We start from the raw sequence: 21,252 nt of genomic DNA, 5'->3' as shown, positions 1-21,252 counted from the left end.
GAGACCACCATGCGGATCTGTGTCGCAGGCGACCGGGGGTACATCGGGGCCGTGACGGTGCCGATGCTCCGCGCCGCGGGGCACGACGTCGTCGGCCTCGACACGGGGCTGTACGAGGGCTGCGACCTCGAGGGCGGCCCGGAGCCGTTCTCCGGGGTGCGCACCGACATCCGGGACGTGACCGCGGCCGACCTCAGCGGGTTCGACGCCGTCGTCTGCCTCGCCGCGCTGTCCAACGACCCGCTCGGGCACCTCAACCCGGCGGCGACGTTCTCGATCAACCTCGACGGCACCGTGAACCTCGCCCGCGCGGCCCGGGACGCGGGCGTGCAGCGCTTCGTCTTCGCGTCGTCGTGCAGCCTCTACGGTGCGGCCGGCTCGGAGGCGGTCGACGAGCTGGCCCCGATGCATCCGGTGACCCCGTACGGCGAGACCAAGGCGCTGGCGGAGAAGGAGATCTCGGCGCTCGTCGGCGACGGGTTCTCGCCGACGTACCTGCGCAACGCCACGGCGTACGGCGCGTCCCCGCGGCTGCGGCTCGACATCGTCGTGAACAACCTCGTCGGCGTCGCGATGACCACCGGGCTGGTCCGGCTCGAGAGCGACGGGACGCCGTGGCGCCCGCTCGTGCACGTCGGCGACATCGCCCGCACGGTGCTCGCGGTGCTCGCCGCCCCCCGGGAGACGGTGCACGACGAGGCCTTCAACGTCGGTCGCGACGAGGACAACCTGCAGATCGGCCGGGTCGCCGAGATCGTCGCGCAGACCGTCCCTGGCTCGCGGGTCACCCTCGCGCCCGGGGCCGGCCCGGACCGGCGCGACTACCGGGTGGACTTCGCCAAGCTGCGCGAGACGTTCCCGGACCTGGGGCTGCGGATGACCGTCGCCGACGGCGCCCGCGAGCTGGCCGCCGCGTACGCGCGGCACGGGATGACCGAGCAGGAGTTCGGCTCCTCGCGGTTCGTGCGGCTGCGCCGGATCCAGGAGCTGCTCGACGCCGGGTTCGTCGACGACCTGCTGCGCCTGCAGCCCGCCGTCGCGGCGCCGGAGGTGGCGCGGTGAGCGCGCCCGTCTGCCGGCTCTGCGGCGCCACGCTGACCCGCACCTTCGTCGACCTCGGCTCGTCCCCGCCCTGCGAGAGCTACCTGCGCGAGGACCAGCTCGACCGCCCGGAGACCTTCTACCCGTTGCACGTGCGGATCTGCGGCGAGTGCCTGCTCGTGCAGCTGCCCGCCTACGTCGACAACGTCGAGGTCTTCTCGGACTACGCGTACTTCTCGTCGTTCTCGGACAGCTGGGTCGCGCACGCGGGGCGCTTCGTCGAGGACATGACCGCCCGCCTGGGCCTGGGACCGGACAGCCTCGTCGTCGAGGTCGCGAGCAACGACGGCTACCTGCTCCAGCACGTCGTCGCGCGCGGCATCCCGGCGCTCGGCGTCGAACCGGCCGCGAACATCGCTCAGGTCGCCCGGGAGCGGGGCATCCCGACCGAGGTCACCTTCCTCGGCGAGGTCACCGGGACGAAGATCGCGCAGGAGCACGGGCGCGCGGACCTCGTCGTCGGCAACAACGTCTTCGCCCACACCCCGGAGCTGCTCGACTTCGCGCGCGGCCTGCGGGCCATCGTCGCGGACACCGGCCTGGTGTCGCTGGAGTTCCCGCACCTGCTGCGGCTCATCGAGGGCCGGCAGTACGACACGATCTACCACGAGCACTACTCGTACTTCACCCTGCGGACGGCGGCCGCCGCCCTCGCGACGGCGGACCTGGTCGTCGTGGACGTCGAGGAGCTCACGACGCACGGCGGCTCGCTGCGCGTCATGGCGCGCCCGTCCGCCGCCGCACCGGAGCCCTCGGCCGCCGTCCGGAAGGTGCTGGCCGACGAGGAGGCCGCCGGGCTGCACACCGTCGAGGGCCACGAAGGGTTCGCGGCGGCGGTGCTCGACGTCAAGCGCGAGCTGCTGACGCTGCTCGTCGACGCGTCCCGGCAGGGGCTCACGGTCGCCGGCTACGGCGCTCCGGGCAAGGGCAACACCCTGCTCAACCACTGCGGCATCCGCAGCGACCTGCTGACCTACACCGTCGACCGGAGCCCGTACAAGCAGGGGCTGTTCCTGCCGGGGACGCACATCCCCGTGCACGCCCCGGAACGCCTGCGCGAGACGAGGCCGGACCTGGTCCTCGTGCTGCCGTGGAACCTGCGGCAGGAGATCGCACCGCAGCTGGAGTACGTGCGCGAGTGGGGCGGCCGGCTGGTCGTCCCGATCCCTGCGGCCGAGATCTTCTGAGGAGGAACGCCATGAAGGTCGTGCTGTTCTGCGGAGGCCTGGGCCTGCGGATGCGCTCGTCGATCGACAGCGCCCCCAAACCGATGATGGCGATCGGTGACCGTCCCGTGCTGTGGCACATCATGCGGTACTACGCCCACTTCGGGCACACCGAGTTCATCCTGTGCCTCGGCTACGGCGGCGCGTCCGTCAAGCAGTACTTCATGAACTACGACGAGACGCACTCGAACGACTTCGTGCTCGCCCGCGGCGGCCGCGAGATCGAGCTGCTGCGCTCGGACATCTCCGAGTGGCGGATCTCGTTCATCGAGACCGGGATCGACACGAGCATCGGCGAGCGGCTGCGGCGCGTGCGGCACCTGCTCGACGGCGACGAGGTCTTCCTCGCGAACTACGGCGACGTCCTCACCGACGCGCCGATGGACCGCATCGTCGACGACTTCCTCGACTCCGACGCGACGGCGAGCCTGCTCGCCGTCCCGCCGCAGGCGTCGTTCCACACCGTCGGGGTGGGGGACGACGGCCGGGTCGACCGGATCAGCTCGGCCGCCGACCTGCCCCTGTGGCTCAACGGCGGCTACTTCGTGCTGCGGCAGGGCGTCTTCGACGTCCTGGGGGAGGGCGAGGACCTCGTCGGGGACGCCTTCGTCCGGCTCGCCGAACGCCGCCGGCTCTCCGCCGTCCGGTACACCGGCTTCTGGGCGCCGATGGACACCCTCAAGGAGCGCAGCCTCCTCGAGGACCTCGACCGCAGCGGCCACGCTCCGTGGAAGCTGTGGTGCGACAACGGTTCTCCCGTCCCCGACCGGACGGCGGTCGCGCTGCCGCTGGAGACCATGCACGGCGAGATGCTCACGGTGACCCGCTGATGTGGCCGCTGACGACGGACCGGCCGCGCGGCGTCCTCGCGCTCGGGGCGCACCCGGACGACGTCGAGATCGGGTGCGGCGGGACCCTCCTGCGGCTGGCCCGGCGCTTCCCCGGGCTGCCGGTCACCGTCGTCGTCCTCACCGGGACGGCGCAGCGGCAGGCCGAGGCCCGGACGGCGGCCGGGCTGTTCCTCGCCGGCTGCCGGGTCGACGTGCGCACGTCCGACCTGCCCGACGGGCGGCTGCCCGCGGCCTGGGACGCGGTGAAGGACCTCCTCGTGGCCGTGGCCGCGGACGTCGACGTCGACGTCGACGTCGTGCTCGCGCCGCGTCCGGACGACGCCCACCAGGACCACCGGACCGTCGCCGAGATCGCCCCGACGCTCTGGCGGGACCACCTCCTGCTGTCGTACGAGATCCCCAAGTGGGACGGCGACCTGGGGCGCCCCAACGTCTACGTGCCGCTCGACGAGGACACCGCCCACGAGAAGGTGCGCCTGCTGGACAAGGCCTACCCCTCCCAGTCCGGGCGCGACTGGTGGGACGAGGAGATGTTCCTCGGCCTGGCCAGGATCCGCGGGATGGAGTGCCGGGCGCGGTACGCCGAGGCGTTCCACCTCTCCAAGGCGGTGCTGTCGTGGTGACCACGATCAGACCCGTCGGGGCCGACGCCCCGCGCTGCCGCGGATGCGGCGGCGCCCGGCCCCGGCGGGTCGCCGACCTCGGGCCGCAGCCCGCGAGCGACGCGTTCCCGCTGCCGGACGCCCCCGGGCCGGACGCCAGGACGCCGCTCGAGCTGTGGGCCTGCCCGGACTGCGCGCTCGTCCAGCTCGGGCCGGTGGACCCGCCGCCGGAGGAGGCGGTCCGGGCCGTGGAGTCCTCGACGAGCCGCGAGCACGCCCGCCGGGTGGTCGCCGACGTCCTCGCCGACCACCCCGGTCTCGCCGGCGGCACCGTCCGCGAGTTCTGCAGCCACCACGGCGGCTCCTGGCTCGGCGCGCTCGCCGGCCACGGCTGCCTCCCGGCGCCGGCAGGCCGACCCGCGGAGCTCGTCGTCGACGTCCACGCGCTCGCCCACGAGCAGGACGTCGCCGGGGCGCTGGCACGGCTCGCGGCGGCCCTCGCCCCGGAGGGGCTGCTCGTCGTCGAGCACCACCACCTGCTGCCGCTCGTCGAGCAGTCCCAGTTCGACACCGTCCGGCACGGGCACTGGTCGTACCTCTCGCTCACCGCCCTCGACCGGCTCGCCGGGCGGCACGGCCTGCGGGTCGTGCGGGCCGTCACCGAGCCCGTCTTCGGCGGCAGCCTGCGGGTCGTCCTCGCCCGCGAGGGGGCCGCGCACCGGCCCGACGGTACGGTCGAGGAGGTGCTCGGACGCGAGCGCGCCGCCGGCCTGCACGACGGTTCCGGCCTCGAGCGGCTGGGGCAGCGGGCCAGGGCTTCGGCGGCCGCCCTGCACGACCTGCTCGTCGCCGAGCGCGCCGCGGGGCGCCGGGTGCTCGGCTACGGGGCGCCGTCCAAGGCGGCGGTGCTCCTCGGGCTCGCCGGCGTCGGGCCGGACCTGCTCGGGTTCACGGTGGACGCCTCGCCGCTCAAGCACGGGCGGAGCATCGCCGGGGTCCGGGTCCCGGTCCGGCCGGTCGCCGACCTCGTCGCGGCGCGACCGGACGTCGTCCTCGTGCTCACGTGGGACATCGCCGACGAGGTCGTCGGCGCCCTGGAGGCCGACGGCGGCTGGGGGGCCCGGTACGTGCTGCCGATCCCGTCGGTCCACGAGCGGACCCCGGAGGTGGCGCGATGAAGGCCGCCCCGGGCCCGCTCGCCGGCAGCGTCGTCTTCGAGCCGGCCCCCGTCCACGACGAGCGTGGCTTCTTCACCCGGACGTTCGACGCCGCCGTCGCGGCGGAGCACGGCGTCGACCCGGCGAGCCTCGTGCAGGACAGCCAGAGCCGGTCGCGGCACGGGGTCCTGCGCGGGCTGCACGTGCGGACCGACGGCGGCGAGGGCAAGCTCGTCCGCTGCGCGTCCGGAGCGGTGCTCGACGTCGCCGTAGACCTGCGGCCGTGGTCGCCCACCTACCGGCGCTGGATGAGCCTGCGGCTGGACGACGCCGACCACCGCTCGGTCTGGCTGCCCCCCGGGCTGGCGCACGGCTTCCAGGTCCTCAGCGACGTGGCCGACGTCTGCTACCGGATCGACCGGGTCCACGCGCCGGGCTGCGAGACGGCGATCCGCTACGACGACCCGGACCTCGGCGTCGTCTGGCCGCTGCCCGTCACCGACCTCTCGCCGCGCGACCGCGCGGCGCCCGCCTTCCGGGACGTCGAGAGCCGTCTCGGCGACTGGTTCCCCCACCCCGGCGCGAAGGACTGACCATGACCGCTCCCGCCCCCCGGCTCACCGTCGGGCTGCCCGTCTACAACGGCGAGCACTACCTCGCCCAGTCGCTGGAGGCGTTGCTGGGCCAGACCTTCGGCGACTTCGAGCTCGTCGTGTCCGACAACGCCTCCACCGACGGCACCGCCGGGATCTGCCACGACTTCGCCGACCAGGACCGCCGGGTCCGCTACGTGCGCCAGCCGCAGAACATCGGCGCGGCCCCGAACCACAACCACGTCGTCGGGCTGGCCCGCGGCGACCTCTTCAAGTGGGCGTCCGGCGACGACCTCTACGCCCGCGACCTCCTGCGCGTGTGCGTCGACGCCCTCGACGCGCACCCCGAGGTCGTCATGGCCCACTCCTGGACCGCGGCGGTCGACGGCAACGGCCGGGTCACCCAGGCCCTCGACTACCCGCTGCGGACCGACTCGCCGGACCCGGCCGTCCGGCTGCGCAGCATGCTCTACGGCAACGCGGGGGACGACGGTGACCCGGTCGCGGACCACGGTGTGATCCGCGCCGACGACTGCTACGGCGTCGTCCGGACCGCCGTCATGCGCCGGGTGGCCCCGCACGACAGCTACTACTACGCGGACAAGGTGTGGTCGGTGGACCTCGCGCTGCAGGGGCCGTTCCACCAGCACCCGGACTGGCTGTACTTCCGCCGGGACCACCCGGAGCGCGCCGAGCACGCGAACCCGACCGTCCGGTCGCGCTGCGCGAACCTCGACCCGCGCCGCGCGGACCCGCTCCGGCACCCGGTGGCCCGGCTCTACGGCGAGTACGTCCTCGGGTACGTCCGGGCCATCGGCCGCGCCCCGCTGTCGGTCCGGGACCGCCGCCGCTGCCGGGCCGTCCTCGCCGGCTGGCTCGCGAGCCGCGCGACCCGGGCCGTGGACGGGACCCGGCGCCGGGCGGCGGCCCGGCCCGGGCCGTCGCAGCAGGACCTGCCGCGGATCCCGGTCGACGCGCTCGTCGCCGGCCGCGGGCCGGCCGCACCGTGACGGCCGGCGGACCGGGGGCCGCGGTCCGGGTCGGCGTCTACGGTCTGCTCGGGACCGGCAACCTGGGGAACGACGCCTCCTTCGACGTCGTCCTCGCGCACCTGCGCGCCCGGCACCCCGGGGCCGTCGTCGACGTCATGACCCCTGCGCCGGAACGGGTCCGCGCCCGCTACGGCCTGGAGGCGACGGTGTCGTCGTGGGTGCCGTCCCGGCGGCTGCCGAGGCCGCTCCGGCTGCTCGCGCTCGGCCCGGGGAAGGTCGCCGACGCCTGGCGGACCGGGCGCTGGGTGCGCCGCCACGACGTCGTCCTCGTGCCCGGCATGGGCGTGCTCGAGGCGAGCCTGCCGATGCGCGCCTGGGAGGCGCCGTACGCGTTCGCCCTGCTCGGGGTCTGCTGCGGGCTGCTGCGCACCCCGCTCGCGCTCGTCGGGGTCGGCGCCGACGACGTGGCCCGGCCGCTCACCCGCAGGCTCCTCGACGTCCTCGCCCGCCGGGCGACCTACCGCTCCTACCGTGACGAGGGATCGCGGGAGGCCATGCGGCGTCGCGGGATCGATGTGTCGCACGACGTGGTCCACCCGGACCTCGTCCTCGGCCGGCCGGTCGGCGACGTCGGTGCCGGTGACCCGCGGCTGGTGTGCGTGGGGGTCATGGAGTACCGCGGCGGCAACGACGACGACCGGGCGACGGCCGACCGGGTGCTCGACGCGTACGCCGCGAAGGTGGTCCGGTTCGTGCTCCACCTCGTCGACCACGGGTACGACGTCCGGCTCGTCGTGGGCGACGCCTGCGACGTCCCGGTCGCCGAGCGGGTCGCCGAGTCGGTCCACGAAGCACGGCCCGGCCTCCCCGCGGACCGGGTCCGCGCGGTGGCGGTCGCGGACTACGACGCGCTGACGGCCGTCGTCGCCGCGGCCGGCACGGTCGTCGCGACGCGCTTCCACAACGTCGTCTGCGGGCTCGCGCTGGGCCGGCCGACGATCGCGGTCTGGTACGCCCGCAAGAGCGCCGACCTCATGACCGACCTCATGCGCCCGGGGTTCGACCAGCCGGTCGCGACGTTCGACGTCGACCTGCTCGTCGAGCAGTTCGACCGGCTGCAGGCCGAGCGCGAGGCCGTCGTCGCGGCCCTGCGGACGCGCCGGGCCGTCGCGGCCCGAGGTGTCGCCGACCAGCTCGAGGAGCTGTCGGCCCTCGTCGCCCCGCCGGGCGGCGGGCCGCCCGGGGGGCGGCCGGTCAGCGGCCGCGCGCCGGCACCCCGAGGACGAAGTCGAGCAGTCGCGGTGCCACCGCCGCGGCCGTGAAGTCGCGGGCGAACCGGTCCCGCGCGGCCTGTGCCGCACGCTCCCGGGCGGGCCCGTCGTCGAGGAGGCCGAGCAGGACGTCGGCCGCGGCCGCGGCGTCGTCGAGCGGCCAGAGGCGGCCCTCGACGCCGTCGTCGAAGAGCTCCGTCAGCGGACCCGTGTCGCCGGCCACCACGGGCAGCCCCGCCGCCATCGCCTCCATGATCGCCAGGGACGACGACTCGGAGTACGAGGCGTGGACGTACAGCCGGTACCCCGGCAGCCTGTCCCGCACGTCGCGCCGGAACCCGTTCCAGCGCACCAGGTCCGCCACACCGAGCTGCCGCGCCCGGCGCTCGAGGTCCGCCCGTTCGGGGCCCTCGCCGTAGACGTCGAGCGTGACCCGCCGGCCGCGGGCGCCCGCCGCCGCGAGCACCTCGAGCAGGTAGCGGTGGTTCTTCACGGTCTCGAGGTTGCCCACGGTCACGAGGTCGCCGAGCGGGCCCGGCGGGGTCGCCGGCTCGTGCGGGGTGACGAAGTTGTCCACGACGGCCGACGGCACCGCGGCGGCCTCGGGCAGCCAGTCGAGGACCGCCTCCCGGGCCCAGCGCGAGACGTAGACGAGCCCGTCGACCCGGGGCAGCACGGCCCGCTCGAGGTCGCGGATGCCGCGGAAGACCCGCCCGTCGCGCGGGACGAGGCCCTTGTCGGCCCACTCGTCGGCCTGCGAGACGCGGAAGTGGACGGCGAGGACGACGCGCTGGTGCGGGCCGAGCCGCTCGCGCAGGGCCGCGCGGGCCGACAGCGGGCACTGCGCGTACACGACGCAGTCGCCGTGGGAGCGCAGGAAGCGGCGCAGCGCCCGGCGCAGGAACGCCTCGTGGCCGGCCCGGTACCAGGCGACCCCCGCGGCGGGGGAGACCCGGTCGACGGCGAACCGCAGGCCGAAGACCGGCACCCGCAGCGGCCCGCCCCAGGAGAACGGCGTGAGCAGCGTCGCCCCGGGCGACGTCCCCGCGAGGTGCGCGAGGAGCTGGGTGAAGTGGGTGTGGACGCCGGTGATCCCCTCAGGGCGCAGGGTCGTGGCGACCACGAGCGGCACCCGCGGCAGGACGGCGTCCGCGCCGTCCGCACGCTCTGCGGGGCGGTACCGACCCCGCTCGTCGGCCGGCGACGTCCCGGTGAGGTCCACGTCGACCACCGTCCTCACTGCGTCCGCGCCGCGGACGCGACCGTTCAGGGTGCTGCCGGGGCGGGCGCCCCGGCAGCCGTCTCGTCGAGGGCGTGCTCCCGCGCCGCGGCGCGAAGCTCACGCCACCACAGCGCCGCGCCGATCCACGCGGCCGTGGCGGCGCCCGCCATCGTGCCGGTGAGCCCGAACGCCACGGCACCGCCCACGGTGAGGGCGACGTAGGCGCTCATGCCGACGAGCATCGCGCGCAGGCTCCGCCGGGCCGCGCCGAGCGCGCGCAGGCCCGCGCCGGCCCCGGACTGCAGGCTGCCGCCGACCGAGGCCAGCACGGCGAGCGGCAGCACGGGCGACGTGCCGGCCCAGATGTCGCCGAGCACCGCCTCGCCGGGCCCGTGCGGGAGCACGAGCAGCAGGACGGCGCCCCAGGCCAGTGTCGCCGCGGCCAGGAGCAGGCCGAACAGCAGGCAGGCCAGCGGCACCCGGCGCGGCGCCCGGCGGATCACGCGGGCGATCTCGGGGACCACCACGAGGTTGAGACCCACCATGACGAGCGTGACCGGGCCCATCAGGGTGGCGGCCGCCTGGACGTAGCCGACCGCCGAGAGCCCGAGGACGACGCCGACCGCCGAGCTGCGCAGCTGGGTGGCGCCCGCGGACGCCGTCCCCTCCGCCAGGTAGCGCAGCCCCAGGTCGCGCTGCGTCCGCAGCCACCCCCCGACGGCCCGCGGGGCCGGCAGCACACCGGCCTGGAGCACGCCCACCACCGCGGCGAGGGCGGCCGCCGCGCCCCACGCCAGGACGAACCAGGAGGCGCTCCGGGCCCCGGTGGCGAGCAGCACGGCGACGCCCGGGACGAGCGCCGCGGCCCACACGAGGTCGTTGACGAGCGCCCGGCCGCCGGTCGACCCGGAGAAGAAGACGTAGCGCCAGCTGTCCTGGAGCAGCAGGCCGGGCAGCACGACGGCCAGCGCGAGGAACGACCGGCCGGCCGGCCCCGGGAGCAGCACCCCGACGACGCCCAGGACGACGGCGAGGACGAGACCGACCGTCAGGGCGGTCGCGGTGCTGCCGGCGACCGCCGCCCGGCGGGCGTCGCCGTCCGCGTGGTTGAAGCGGACCATGAGCGGGTCGGTGGCCAGCCCGCGGGAGGCGTTGAGGGCGAAGGCGTACGTGACGTAGGCGAGGCTGAAGGCACCGAACTCGACCGGGGTCAGGGTGCGCGCGACGGCCAGCGTCACCGCGAAGTTCGTCAGGCTCGAGACGGCCTGGTCCGCGAGCCCCCACCCGAGCCGGCCGACGCTGCCGCGCACCGTCGCGACGAGCCCCGCGAGGGAGGTTCGTCCCGGCGTCGGTGCCACAGGCCCGGACATATAGTGAATTCTCCCAGTGGATCCCCTGGATCCGCTTCGGAACGCGGGGGATTTCAGTGACGAGTGCGCCACGTCGACGCCTGTCCGGCCGGTCCGGTGCGTTGCTCGTCGCGGCCCTCGTGGTGGTCCTCGCAGGGGGCGTCGTCGCCTGGCGCTCAGCGGTCCGTGACGATGCGTCCTCCCCGGCAGCGGCCGCGGCGCCGTCGACGACCTCCCGGGGGAGTGTCACCACCACGCGGCCCGGTGCCGCAAGCACGACCGGTCCCGGGGTGCCCGCGCGACCGGGGAGCGCACGCCCGACGGAGCCCCCGGCCCGGGTCTGCGGGAACGCCGGTGTGCTCGACGGTCCGGCGACGGCCCCGGCCGGCGCGACGGCCGTCCCGGCAGGGGACAACGGCGCGCTCGTCGCCGACGGCACGTTCTCCCGCCCGGGCGTGACGTTCTGGTTCGCGCCCGGCGTCCACACCCTCGGCGGCGACGCCTTCGCACAGATCATCCCCGGGAACGGCGCCACGTTCGTCGGCGCCCCCGGTGCCGTGCTCGACGGGCAGCGGAAGAACCTCTACGCGTTCACGCAGACGGCGCGCGACGTCACGGTCGAGCACCTGACGATCCGGGGCTTCGGGACCGGCCGGTCGAACAACGACGAGGGCGTCGTCAACCACGACCGCGGGGCGGGCTGGACCGTCCGGAACTCCACGCTCACCGACAACGACGGCGCCGCCCTCATGCTCGGCAGCGGCAGCCGGACGTCGTGGAACTGCCTGTCGGAGAACGGCCAGTACGGGTTCAGCGCCTTCGCGGCGCAGGGGGACACGGCCGTCCGCGACGTCGTCCTGGACCACAACGAGATCTCCGGCAACAACACCGACGACTGGGAGCGCCTGCGCGACGGCTGCGGCTGCACCGGCGGCGGCAAGCTCTGGGCCACCGAGAACGCGGTGATCACCGCGAACTACGTCCACGACAACCGCGGTGCCGGGCTGTGGGCCGACACGAACAACAGGGACGTGCGGATCGAGGGCAACTGGATCGAGGGCAACGACAACGAGGCTGTCTTCTACGAGGTGAGCTTCAACTTCCGGGTCGCCGACAACGTCATGCTGCGCAACGCGATCGTCAAGGGGCGGCAGTTCCAGAAGGCCGGGGACTCGTTCCCGGTGGGCGCGGTCTACGTGTCCGAGGGCGGCGGCGACGCCCGCGCCGGCGACCGGTTCGCCCGCTCGGAGATCGTCGGGAACTACCTGCGCGACAACTGGGACGGCGTCGTCCTCTGGGAGAACGCCGACCGGTTCTGCCGCCCCGCGGACGAGGACGGCGACGTCACCGCGACCTGCCCGTGGTTCCGGCGCGTGTTCGGGGAACGCATCAAGACGCAGAACGTCGACGTCCGCGACAACGACTTCGTCTTCTCCCGGGAGGCGGTCGGCTGCACCACCTCCCTGTGCGGGCGCAACGCCGTCTTCTCGAACTTCGGGACCTGGCCGGAGAACTCGCCCTACAAGGGGGACGTCGTGCAGTCGGCCGTGACGTTCGAGCAGCACAACGTCTGGCGCGGCAATCGCTACACCGGTCCCTGGCACTTCACGGCGTTCGACGCGTCCCGCGACCTGACGGCGGACCAGTGGCGTGCGGCGCCCTACCGCCAGGACGCCGGGAGCACCTTCGGCTGAGCCGCGGCGTCCCCGCCCGCCGCCCCGGTCGCGACGACGGTGGCCAGGCACGCCACACCGAGCACGATCGAGGCCAGCACGTCCGTCGCCCAGTGCACCCCCTGCACCAGCAGCGAGATGCCCATCCCCGCCCCCAGCACCAGGACGACCCCCCAGGCCCACGCCGGCGGCCGCGGCCGGACCGCGAGGAGGGCGAGGCCGAGGAACGCCACCGCCGTGAAGGTGTGGCCGGACGGGAAGCTGCTGCTCTGCACGCCGGGGGAGGAGAAGGCGTCCGGACGGGCCACGAGCACCTTGGAGACGCTGACGACCGCGACCCCGGCCACCGCGGCCGTCGCCGTCGTGAGCGCCGGCCGCAGGCTGCGCCGGCGGACGACGGCCCAGAGCGTCGCGACGACGAGGACGGCCAGCACGACGACCGGCTGGAGGGCGTTCTGCAGCACGTCCCAGCGCTGCTGCACCGGACCCCAGTCGTCCCCGGGCCGGGCGAGGTCCCGGACGGCGACGTCGAACCCGTTGCGGGGGGCCACCGTCGCGAGCACCGCCAGCGCGGCGTACCCGGCCCACGACAGCGCGGCCACCAGCACGCCGGGACGGCGCGGCGACGGGTCGGGGGTCACGCTCCAGGCTAACCGTCGCCGGCGCCGGGCGGGCCCGCGCTAGCGTCGTGACCGACGGGTGCGGACGTGCCCGGCGGGAGGACGACATGACGGCGCCGAACGACGCGGGCGAGTACGGCCGGCTCTGGGCGCACGACTACGACCGGCTCTTCGAGAACCGCGAGGACGTCTCGGCCGTGGTCGCGATGCTGTCCGGGCTGCTCCCGGGCCGGCGGCTCCTCGAGCTCGGGGTGGGCACCGGTCGTCTCGCCGTGCCGCTCGCCGCGGCGGGCTTCACGGTCACGGGTGTCGACGCGTCGCCGGAGATGGTCGACCGGCTGCGCGGGCGTCCCGGCGCCGACGCGGTCGAGGTCGTGCTCGCCGACTTCACCGACCTCGCGCTGGGCCGGCGCTTCGACGTCGTCCTCGTCGCCTTCAGCACCCTGTTCCTGCTCCCGGACCAGGCCGCCCAGCTCGCGTGCCTGCGCGGCGCCCGGCGGCACCTCACCGACGACGGTCTGCTCGTCGTCGAGGCCTTCGTGCCCGACCCCACCCGCTGGTCGGGCGGCCGCCACGTGTCCGTCGGTGCGCTCGACGACACCTCGGCGGTGCTCAAGCTGGGCACCCACGACCCGGTGGCCCAGGTGATCCGCACCCAGGACGTCGTCCTCGACGCGAGCGGCGTCTCGTTGCGGCCCAACCGGTTGCGCTACGTCTGGCCGTCGGAGCTCGACGCCCTCGCGATCGCTGCGGGCCTGCGGAAGGTCGCGCGCACGGCCGACTGGGCGGGCCGGCCGTTCGACGCCGCGAGCACGTCGCACGTGTCGGTCTACGGGGTCGCGGACGCCGCACCGGCCGGCTGACACGCCGGCCGGGCGCCGATCAGCCCCGCGCGCGGATCGCCGGCCGGACCGGCCGGCCGCGCAGGTGACGGGCCACGCCCTCGTCGAGCGCCCGGCGGTACACCAGCCCGGCCTCGTGGACGGCGTCCGCGGTCGCGGCGACGTCGTCCTCGGTGAGCGCGGCGCTCACGACGAACGAGGGCGCGACGACGCCGCGGTCGAGGAGCTCCTGGAGGAACAGCGTCCGGAAGGCCTGGGACCGTTCGCCGTCGGCGTCGAGCGTGGCGTGCACGAGGTTCGGGGGCAGGCCGAGCAGGCGCACGTGCTCGGCGACACCGGCCGCCCGGAGCGCGTCGGTGACGCGGGACCGCAGGAGCTCACCCGTGGCGTGCAGCCGGCGGACGACGTCCTCCTCGCGGTACACGTCGACGACCGCGAGGAACGCGGCGAGCCCGTGGGTCTCGGCGCCGTGGGTGGTGGAGAGCAGGAACACCCGGTCGGCGTCGTCCACCGCGCCCCCGAGCCGCATGTGCTCGCGCCGGCCGGCGAGGGCCGACACCGCGAAGCCGTTGCCCATCGCCTTGCCGAACGCCGAGAGGTCCGGCTGGTAGGGGTAGAGCTCCTGGGCGCCGCCGAGCGCCAGCCGGAAGCCGTTGATCATCTCGTCGACGACGAGAAGCGTGCCGTGCTCGTCGCACAGCGACCGCAGCCCCTGCGCCCAGCCGGCCGGCGGCTCGGTCTGCGTGACCCCTTCGAGGAACAGCGCGGCGACCTGCCCGCGGTGCGCCTCGAGGAGGCGACGGACGTCGTCGAGGTCGCCGTAGCGGAACATCAGGGTCTGCGCCCGGACGGACTCCGGGATCCCCGCGTGCATCGGTGTCGTCCCGATGAACCAATCGTCGACGGAGAAGAACGGGTGGTCGCGGCAGACCGCCACGAGGTCCCGGCCCGTTGCGGCGCGCGCGAGGCGCAGCGCGCCCGTCGTCGCGTCCGAGCCGTTCTTCGCGAACTTGACCATGTCGGCGCCCGGCACCAGGGACAGCAGCGTCTCGGCCGCCTGCGCCTCGAGCGCGCTCGGGCGGCAGAAGTTCGTGCCGCGGGCCATCGCCGCGGCGGCCGCCCCGACGACCCGCGGGTGGGCGTGGCCGAGCGCCACCGACCGCAGACCGCTGCCGTACTCCACGTACCGGTTGCCGTCCACGTCCCAGACGTGGGCGCCGAGCCCGTGGTCGACGACCGGGGCCATGCCCTGCGGGTACTGGTCCGCCCCCTTGGCGTACGTGTGCGCGCCGCCCGGCACCAGCTCGTCGAGCTGCTTGCCGAGCCGCACCGACTCGCTGAAGATCCGTCGTCCCACTGCGTCGCCAGCGTTCACCGGACCGCCCTTCCGCGCCCCCGCCCGTGCCCTTCAGTCCATCACGCAGGCGTCGTCGCCGGGGCGGGCCTCGACGAGAAATTCACCGGGCCGCAGCGGTCCCGGCGCCCTCGGGAGCGGTCGCCCGGGCCGGAGGTCCCGTTCGCCGGTCAGCGGAACCGGAAGCGCGTCGCGTCGCCGGGGAAGCTGAACCACGCGAGGGCACGGTGCGGTGTGAGCACCCGCAGGCCGCCGCCGTCCTCGCCGGCCCAGGAGTCCGGCCCCGGGGAGTAGCCCTGGTCCTTGTACTTCACGAACGCCGCGGACAGCCGTGCGCCGAGACCGTCCGCGGCGGCCCGGGCGGGCTGCGACTCACCCTCGACGATGACCGTCTCCGTGCCGCTCTCGAGGTGCAGCGCGCAGGCCGGGTTCGTCGTGAGGTTCACCGCGTGCCGGGTCGTCGGTGCGCCGTCGTACCAGAACCGCCCGTCGAGCCAGACGCCCCAGCGGGGGACGACGTGCGGGCGGCCGTCGGGCCGGGTCGTGGCCAGCCAGTAGGCCGTCGCGGCGACGAGCCGCGCCTCGACGTCCGACCAGGGGAGCAGCCCGTCGGTCGTGTCCGGGATGCCGTAGCCCTCCGGGAACACGGGCCGGTCGCTGCTCGGAGCAGGTGTGATGTCCGTCATGTCCGGCAAGCGTAGGCGTGACCTCCGACAGGTGCGCCCCTGGCCGCGAGGGGGCCCGTCCTCTGGTGCGAAGAGCACCGCAAGATCACGTTTTGGCGTGGAGAACCCGCCACAGGACGGCGTGACGTGCGTTCGACACCAGAGGACGCACCCCCGGTGCAGTGCGTACCCCGCCAGAGGTTGTCGCCAGTCGCCGGTCGCCGGTCGCCGGCAGCCCTGCCGGCGCGGGCGCCGTCAGCCGACCAGCCCCATCGCCAGCGCGAGCCGCAGCATGCCCGCGTGCAGCGGGTCCGGGCCCGCGAGCCGGCTGACGGCCTCGGCCGGGTCGAGGGCGAGGACCTCCACCACCTGCTCGGCGTCCGGCGGGCAGGTCGGCGGGCCGACGACCCGCGCCTTCGCCACGGCGTAGACCCAGTGGGCGACCGGGTGCGGCTGGTGCGGCCGGTACGGCTGCGGGAGGCTGCTCGTCGCCTCGTACCCGGCGAAGCGACGCAGCGGGGACCGCAGCTGTGCCCCGGCCTCCTCGGCGAGCTCCCGGTGGGCGAGGGCGTCGAGCGTCTCGCCCGGTTCTTTCGTGCCGCCGGGGAGGAACATCCCGCCCTCGTCGGTGCGGCAGACGAGCACCCCGCCCGCGGCGGTCACCGCCACGAGGTGCAGCCGCGAGACGAGACTCTCGCGGACCTGCGAGGTGGTCGCCACGACCCGGGCCGCCGCGTACCCGACGTCACGCGGTGCGAAGACGTCCGGCAGCCGCGCGGCCCAGACCGCGTCGGTGACCGGCTCACGCACCACCGGGGTCGCCGGCCGTCGTCCCGTCGGCGTCGTCCGCGTCCTCGACGTCCGCCCGCGGGATCCCGAGCAGGTAGAGCACGGCGTCAAGGTACGGGACGTTGACTGCGGTGTCGGCCTGGGCGCGCACGACGGGCTTGGCGTTGAAGGCGACGCCGAGGCCGGCGGCGGCGAGCATGTCGAGGTCGTTGGCGCCGTCCCCGATCGCGACGGTCCGCTCGAGCGGCAGGCCCTCTGCCTCGGCGAACGCACGCAGCGCCGCGGCCTTGCCGGCCCGGTCGACGACCTCGCCGACGACGCGGCCGGTGAGGACCCCGTCGACGACCTCGAGGCGGTTCGCGCGGGCGTGCTGGATGCCGAGCTCCTCGGCGAGCGGGCCGACGACCTCGATGAAGCCGCCGGACACCACGGCGAGGGTGAAGCCGAGGCGGCGCAACGTCCGGCACAGCGTCCGGGCGCCGGGCGTGAGCCGGACGGCGGCCCGCACCTCGGCGAGCACGGACTCCGGGAGCCCGGCGAGGCAGGCGACCCGCTCGTGCAGGCTCGCCGCGAAGTCCAGCTCGCCGCGCATGGCCCGCTCGGTGACGGCCGCGACCTCGGCCCCGCGGCCGGCGTGCTCGGCGAGCAGCTCGATGACCTCGTCCTGGATGAGCGTCGAGTCGACGTCCATGACGACGAGGCGGCGCCCGCGGCGGGCCAGGCCCGCGGGGGAGACGGCGATGTCGACCCGGTGCGAGACCGCCTCCGCGGCGAGCTCGCGGCGCAGCACGAGGACGTCGTCGCCCGAGACGTCGAACTCGAGGGTCGTCACCGGCCAGCGGGACAGACGCCGGATCCGGTCGATGTTCGCGCCGCGCCCGGCGAGCCGGCCCGCGATGGAGGCGACCGCGCTCGGCAGCAGCGGGGCCCCGAGGACGGTCACGTGCAGCCGTCCGGCCTTGCGGGGCGCGTTGTCGCCGCTGCCGGCGACGCACGAGACGGTCATCCCGAGCCGCGCGCCCGCGGCGTGCACCGCGGCCATCACGGCGCCCTCGTCCGGACCGGCGGTGAGCAGCACCGCGAGGGTGAGGTTGCCCCGGACGACGACCTGCTCGACGTCCAGCACCTCGATCCCGGGCACCGCGACGGCCTCGAAGACCTCCCACGTCACACCGGGCCGGTCGGGCCCGGTGACCGTCACGAGGACGGTGCGGGCGTCGTGCGCGGGCTGCGCCGGGAGCGCGGGGACGGGCAGGTCGGTCGGTGCGGCGGTCACCCCGGAAGGCTATCGGCGGTGTGCCGGACGGTCGGTCAGACCCCGGCCGCGGCCTGCTGCCGGTTCACGTCGTCGCGCCACGCGACCCAGTCCCGGGTCAGCCCGAGGTCGTACCTCGGCCCGGTGAGGCCGAGGGTGACCAGCCGTGTGCCGACGCGCAGGAGCGCCTCGCCGATCTCGTCGGGGCCCTTGTCCGCCGCGGACGCCGAGCGCTCGATCTCGTCGGGGTCACGGCCCTCGGTGACGCACCACTCGTCGAGGACGGTGTGCTTGCGGGCGAGCGTGTCCGGGTCGCCGAAGCCGTGCCAGATGTCGGCGTGGCGGGCGGTGTAGCGCAGCGTCTTCTTCTCGCCGCCGCCGCCGACGAGCACCGGGATCTTCCGGGTCGGGGCCGGGTTGAGGGCTTCCCACCGGCGCTCGATCCGGGGCAGCGCCTCCTCGAGGTCGCCCAGCCGTGAGCCCGGGGTGCCGAACGGGTACCCGTACTCGGCGTAGTCACGCTCGAACCAGCCGGCCCCGATGCCGAGGAGCAGCCGGCCGTCGCTGATGTGGTCGACGGTCCGGGCCATGTCGGCGAGCAGCTCGGGGTTGCGGTACCCGACCGAGGTGACGAGCGCACCGATCTCGACCCGGGACGTCGCCTCCGCCCACGCGCCGAGCATCGTCCAGCACTCGAAGTGCTTGCCGTCCGCCTCGCCGTACAGCGGGAAGAAGTGGTCCCAGTTGAAGACGACGTCGACCCCGGCCTCCTCGGCCTCGGCGACGGCGCGGCGGATCTCGGCGTAGTCGGCGTGCTGCGGCTGCAGCTGCACGCCGACCCGGACCGGACGTGCCATCAGACGGGGACCTTCTGACCCTTGCCGACGACGGTGATCCCGGACTCGGTGACGGTGAAGCCGCGCTCGAGGTCCTCGTCGGGGTCCATCCCGATCCGGGCACCCTCGGGGACGACGACGCCCTTGTCGAGGATCGCCCGCCGGACGACCGCGTGCCGGCCGATCTCCACGTCGTCCATGAGGACGCTGTCGCTCACCGTCGCCCACGAGTGCACCCCGACGTTCGGCGAGAGCACCGAGTTCTCCACGAGGGCGCCGGAGACGACGCAGCCGGGGGAGACGATCGAGTTGACCGCGTGCCCGATCCGGCCGTGCCAGCCGTGGACGAACTTCGCCGGCGGCCAGGCCCCGAGGTGGGTGTAGATCGGCCACTCGTAGTTGTAGAGGTTGAAGACCGGGTGCACCGAGATGAGGTCCATCTGGGCCTCGAAGTAGGCGTCGAGCGTCCCGACGTCGCGCCAGTAGTCGCGGTCGCGCTCGTCGGAGCCCGGGACGTCGTTCTCGATGAAGTCGTAGACCGCGGCCTCGCCGCGCGACACGAAGTCGGGGACGATGTCGCCGCCCATGTCGTGCTTGGACGTCTCCAGGTCGGCGTCCCGGGTCACGGCCTCGACGAGGGCGTCCGCGTCGAAGACGTAGTTGCCCATCGAGGCGAGCACCTGGTCGGGCGCGTCCGCGAGGCCCTCGGGGTTCTTCGGCTTCTCGAGGAACGCCTCGATCATCCGCGGGTTCTCCGGGTGGGACTTGATGACGCCGAACTGGTCGGCGAGGCTGATCGGCTGCCGGATCGCCGCGACGGTGCAGGGCGCGCCGCTCTCGATGTGGGCCTGGACCATCTGCCCGAAGTCCATCCGGTACACGTGGTCGGCACCGACGACGACGACGATGTCCGGCTTCTCGTCCCGCAGCAGGTTGAGGCTCTGGTAGATCGCGTCGGCGCTGCCGAGGTACCAGCGCTTGCCCACCCGCTGCTGGGCCGGGACCGGGGCGATGTAGTTGCCCATGAGCGTCGACATCCGCCAGCCCTGGGAGATGTGCCGGTCCAGGCTGTGCGACTTGTACTGCGTGAGGACGACGATGCGCAGGTACCGCGCGTTGACCAGGTTGCTCAGGGCGAAGTCGACCAGCCGGTAGACCCCGCCGAAGGGCACGGCGGGTTTGGCCCGGTCCGCCGTGAGCGGCATGAGCCGCTTGCCCTCGCCGCCGGCGAGGACGATCGCCAGGACCCTGACCGCCTTCTTGGTACCCCGACTCCCAGTCGCCATGTCGCTGACCCTATGGCGTCCGTGGGGTGTCGCACTACGGTGACATGCGTGCGCATCGACCTGCTGACCCGTGAGTACCCGCCGAACGTCTACGGCGGCGCCGGCGTCCACGTGGAGAACCTCGCCGCCGTGCTCAGGGGCCGCGTCGACGTCCGGGTCCGGGCCTTCGGCGAGACGGTCGTCGAGGAGGGTGTCACGGGGTACCCGGACCTGCCCGACCTGGCCGGCGCCAACCCGGCGCTGCGGACCTTCGGGGTCGACCTCACCATCGCCGCCGACTGCGGCGGGGCGGACGTCGTCCACTCCCACACCTGGTACGCCAACCTCGCCGGGCACCTCGCGGGCCTGCTCCACGGCGTCCCGCACGTGCTCTCCGCGCACAGCCTCGAGCCGCTGCGGCCCTGGAAGGCCGAGCAACTCGGCGGCGGCTACGCGCTGTCGTCCTGGGCCGAGCGGACGGCGTACCTGGGCGCCGCGGCGGTCATCGCCGTGAGCGCCGGCATGCGCGAGGACATCCTGCGCAGCTACCCGGAGGTCGACCCGGACAAGGTCGTCGTCGTCCACAACGGCATCGAGCTCGACGGCTGGGTGCGGGACGAGAACCCGGACGCCGTCCGCGCGCTCGGCATCGACCCGGACCGGCCGAGCATCGTCTTCGTCGGCCGGATCACCCGGCAGAAGGGGCTGCCCTACCTGCTGCGCGCCGCCCGGCTGCTGCCGCCGGAGGTGCAGCTCGTGCTGTGCGCCGGGGCCCCGGACACCCCGGAGATCATGGCCGAGGTCAGCGGGCTGGTCGCCGAGCTGTCGAAGGAGCGCACCGGCGTCGTCTGGATCGAGCGGATGCTGCCCCGGGCCGAGCTCTGCCAGGTGCTCTCCGCGGCGACGACGTTCGTCTGCCCGTCGGTGTACGAGCCGCTGGGCATCGTCAACCTCGAGGCGATGGCCTGCGAGGCCGCGGTCGTCGGGACGGCGACCGGCGGCATCCCGGAGGTCGTCGAGGACGGGGTCACCGGCCGGCTGGTGCCGATCGAGCAGGTGCAGGACGGCACGGGCACCCCGACCGACCCGGAGAAGTTCGTCGCCGACCTGGCCGCCACGCTCACCGAGGTGACGGGCGACCCGGCCCGGGCGCGGGAGATGGGCCGGGCCGGCCGGCTGCGCGCCGAGCAGCACTTCTCCTGGGACGCCATCGCCGACCGGACCGTGGAGGTCTACCGCTCGGTGCTGCGCTGAGGTTCGGCGTCGGCGGCGTCCCGGCCCTGCGGCAGCACGCCGCCCGGACGCCGCCCCGCCGAGATCTCGGCGGCCGCTCGGGCCACGGCGGCCCGCAGCCCCTCGGACAGCCGGGGGCTCCCGCCGCGGTCGAGGAAGCCGTCGACCTCCAGCTCCGCGCAGAGCACCTCGCTGACGAACGGCGCCGGGGCACCGGCATGCAGCCGGTACGTCCGGTCCGCGGCGTCCTCGAGGGCCAGCAGGAGCAGCCGGTCGAGCACGCCTCGCGCATCGTCGTCGATCGTCGGCACACTGCAAGGGTTCCCCGTATCGCGTGCAGTCATGCATCGATCATG

General features: G+C 74.7%; 21 protein-coding genes. 11 read left to right on the top strand and 10 right to left on the bottom strand.

Features of this window, described 5'->3' with window-relative positions:
* The first annotated feature begins 9 nt into the window (after positions 1-9).
* From EDJALFJO_RS25720 to EDJALFJO_RS25685, 8 genes are read left to right on the top strand one after another with little or no spacing between them, the layout of a single operon-like run.
* A complete protein-coding gene (locus EDJALFJO_RS25720; protein ID WP_088289203.1) occupies positions 10-1,062 on the top strand; it encodes an NAD(P)-dependent oxidoreductase in 1,053 nt (350 codons plus the stop codon).
* A complete protein-coding gene (locus EDJALFJO_RS25715; protein ID WP_088289170.1) occupies positions 1,059-2,288 on the top strand; it encodes a class I SAM-dependent methyltransferase in 1,230 nt (409 codons plus the stop codon). Before EDJALFJO_RS25720 ends, EDJALFJO_RS25715 begins: the two co-directional genes overlap by 4 nt.
* A gap of 11 nt (positions 2,289-2,299) precedes the next feature.
* Positions 2,300-3,157, top strand: coding sequence for a glucose-1-phosphate cytidylyltransferase (locus tag EDJALFJO_RS25710; protein WP_088289169.1), 858 nt, complete (start codon positions 2,300-2,302; stop codon positions 3,155-3,157).
* A complete protein-coding gene (locus EDJALFJO_RS25705; RefSeq protein WP_088289168.1) occupies positions 3,157-3,801 on the top strand; it encodes a PIG-L deacetylase family protein in 645 nt (214 codons plus the stop codon). The genes EDJALFJO_RS25710 and EDJALFJO_RS25705 overlap by 1 nt, the downstream gene beginning before the upstream one ends.
* On the top strand, positions 3,795-4,958 hold the full coding sequence (locus tag EDJALFJO_RS25700) for a methyltransferase C-terminal domain-containing protein (RefSeq protein ID WP_198950636.1): 1,164 nt from the start codon (positions 3,795-3,797) through the stop codon (positions 4,956-4,958). The genes EDJALFJO_RS25705 and EDJALFJO_RS25700 overlap by 7 nt, the downstream gene beginning before the upstream one ends.
* On the top strand, positions 4,955-5,530 hold the full coding sequence (gene rfbC, locus EDJALFJO_RS25695; RefSeq protein WP_088289167.1) for a dTDP-4-dehydrorhamnose 3,5-epimerase: 576 nt from the start codon (positions 4,955-4,957) through the stop codon (positions 5,528-5,530). Before EDJALFJO_RS25700 ends, rfbC begins: the two co-directional genes overlap by 4 nt.
* Positions 5,531-5,532: 2 nt before the next feature.
* Positions 5,533-6,540 carry a glycosyltransferase family 2 protein gene (locus EDJALFJO_RS36150; RefSeq protein WP_088289166.1) on the top strand — a complete coding sequence of 336 codons (1,008 nt, stop codon included), beginning with the start codon at positions 5,533-5,535 and terminating at the stop codon, positions 6,538-6,540.
* A complete protein-coding gene (locus tag EDJALFJO_RS25685; RefSeq protein ID WP_088289165.1) occupies positions 6,537-7,844 on the top strand; it encodes a polysaccharide pyruvyl transferase family protein in 1,308 nt (435 codons plus the stop codon). Before EDJALFJO_RS36150 ends, EDJALFJO_RS25685 begins: the two co-directional genes overlap by 4 nt.
* On the opposite strand, the gene EDJALFJO_RS25680 is transcribed toward EDJALFJO_RS25685, so the two are convergent.
* Both EDJALFJO_RS25680 and EDJALFJO_RS25675 read right to left on the bottom strand, forming a co-directional pair.
* Entirely contained in the window at positions 7,777-9,015 is a 1,239-nt protein-coding gene (locus EDJALFJO_RS25680) for a glycosyltransferase (RefSeq protein ID WP_143448786.1), read from the bottom strand. The two genes, EDJALFJO_RS25685 and EDJALFJO_RS25680, sit on opposite strands and share 68 nt — an antisense overlap.
* A 44-nt stretch (positions 9,016-9,059) precedes the next feature.
* Positions 9,060-10,385, bottom strand: a complete 1,326-nt coding sequence (locus tag EDJALFJO_RS25675) for a hypothetical protein (RefSeq protein WP_198950635.1) — start codon at positions 10,383-10,385, stop codon at positions 9,060-9,062.
* A gap of 335 nt (positions 10,386-10,720) precedes the next feature.
* On the opposite strand from EDJALFJO_RS25675, the gene EDJALFJO_RS25670 reads away from it, so the two are divergent.
* A complete protein-coding gene (locus EDJALFJO_RS25670; RefSeq protein ID WP_198950634.1) occupies positions 10,721-12,058 on the top strand; it encodes a right-handed parallel beta-helix repeat-containing protein in 1,338 nt (445 codons plus the stop codon).
* On the opposite strand, the gene EDJALFJO_RS25665 is transcribed toward EDJALFJO_RS25670, so the two are convergent.
* Positions 12,025-12,678 carry a phosphatase PAP2 family protein gene (locus EDJALFJO_RS25665; protein ID WP_088289163.1) on the bottom strand — a complete coding sequence of 218 codons (654 nt, stop codon included), beginning with the start codon at positions 12,676-12,678 and terminating at the stop codon, positions 12,025-12,027. The genes EDJALFJO_RS25670 and EDJALFJO_RS25665 overlap by 34 nt on opposite strands.
* An 86-nt stretch (positions 12,679-12,764) precedes the next feature.
* Between EDJALFJO_RS25665 and EDJALFJO_RS25660 the strand changes: the two genes are divergently transcribed.
* The gene (locus tag EDJALFJO_RS25660) at positions 12,765-13,520 is read left to right on the top strand and encodes a bifunctional 2-polyprenyl-6-hydroxyphenol methylase/3-demethylubiquinol 3-O-methyltransferase UbiG (RefSeq protein ID WP_088289162.1); all 756 of its coding nucleotides are present in this window, start codon (positions 12,765-12,767) and stop codon (positions 13,518-13,520) included.
* Positions 13,521-13,539: 19 nt separating this feature from the next.
* On the opposite strand, the gene EDJALFJO_RS25655 is transcribed toward EDJALFJO_RS25660, so the two are convergent.
* The 6 genes from EDJALFJO_RS25655 to glgC all read right to left on the bottom strand — a co-directional run bounded on the left by EDJALFJO_RS25655 (position 13,540) and on the right by glgC (position 19,684).
* Positions 13,540-14,856 carry a glutamate-1-semialdehyde 2,1-aminomutase gene (locus tag EDJALFJO_RS25655; RefSeq protein WP_088289161.1) on the bottom strand — a complete coding sequence of 439 codons (1,317 nt, stop codon included), beginning with the start codon at positions 14,854-14,856 and terminating at the stop codon, positions 13,540-13,542.
* 167 nt (positions 14,857-15,023) lie between these two features.
* Positions 15,024-15,539: a pyridoxamine 5'-phosphate oxidase family protein gene (locus tag EDJALFJO_RS25650; protein ID WP_088289160.1), complete on the bottom strand. Its 516-nt coding sequence runs from the start codon at positions 15,537-15,539 to the stop codon at positions 15,024-15,026.
* A gap of 234 nt (positions 15,540-15,773) precedes the next feature.
* Complete coding sequence (locus EDJALFJO_RS25645) at positions 15,774-16,328, bottom strand: NUDIX domain-containing protein (RefSeq protein WP_233150035.1); 555 nt, start codon at positions 16,326-16,328, stop codon at positions 15,774-15,776.
* Positions 16,321-17,562, bottom strand: coding sequence for a phosphoserine phosphatase SerB (gene serB, locus EDJALFJO_RS25640; RefSeq protein ID WP_088289199.1), 1,242 nt, complete (start codon positions 17,560-17,562; stop codon positions 16,321-16,323). The genes EDJALFJO_RS25645 and serB overlap by 8 nt, the downstream gene beginning before the upstream one ends.
* A 56-nt stretch (positions 17,563-17,618) precedes the next feature.
* Positions 17,619-18,419, bottom strand: coding sequence for an LLM class F420-dependent oxidoreductase (locus tag EDJALFJO_RS25635; protein ID WP_088289158.1), 801 nt, complete (start codon positions 18,417-18,419; stop codon positions 17,619-17,621).
* Complete coding sequence (glgC, locus tag EDJALFJO_RS25630) at positions 18,419-19,684, bottom strand: glucose-1-phosphate adenylyltransferase (protein ID WP_088289157.1); 1,266 nt, start codon at positions 19,682-19,684, stop codon at positions 18,419-18,421. Before glgC ends, EDJALFJO_RS25635 begins: the two co-directional genes overlap by 1 nt.
* Before the next feature lie 48 nt (positions 19,685-19,732).
* On the opposite strand from glgC, the gene glgA reads away from it, so the two are divergent.
* Positions 19,733-20,917: a glycogen synthase gene (gene glgA, locus EDJALFJO_RS25625; RefSeq protein ID WP_088289156.1), complete on the top strand. Its 1,185-nt coding sequence runs from the start codon at positions 19,733-19,735 to the stop codon at positions 20,915-20,917.
* Here glgA and EDJALFJO_RS25620 read toward each other — a convergent pair.
* Positions 20,896-21,207, bottom strand: coding sequence for a hypothetical protein (locus tag EDJALFJO_RS25620; RefSeq protein WP_088289155.1), 312 nt, complete (start codon positions 21,205-21,207; stop codon positions 20,896-20,898). The genes glgA and EDJALFJO_RS25620 overlap by 22 nt on opposite strands.
* Between the last annotated feature and the right edge of the window lie 45 nt (positions 21,208-21,252).

It is taken from the genome of Kineosporia sp. A_224 (assembly GCF_002198655.1).
In the GTDB taxonomy this organism is placed as follows: domain Bacteria; phylum Actinomycetota; class Actinomycetes; order Actinomycetales; family Kineosporiaceae; genus R-H-3.
Note: the sequence above shows the minus strand (reverse complement) of the source record. Positions and strands in the feature narration are given on the sequence as shown.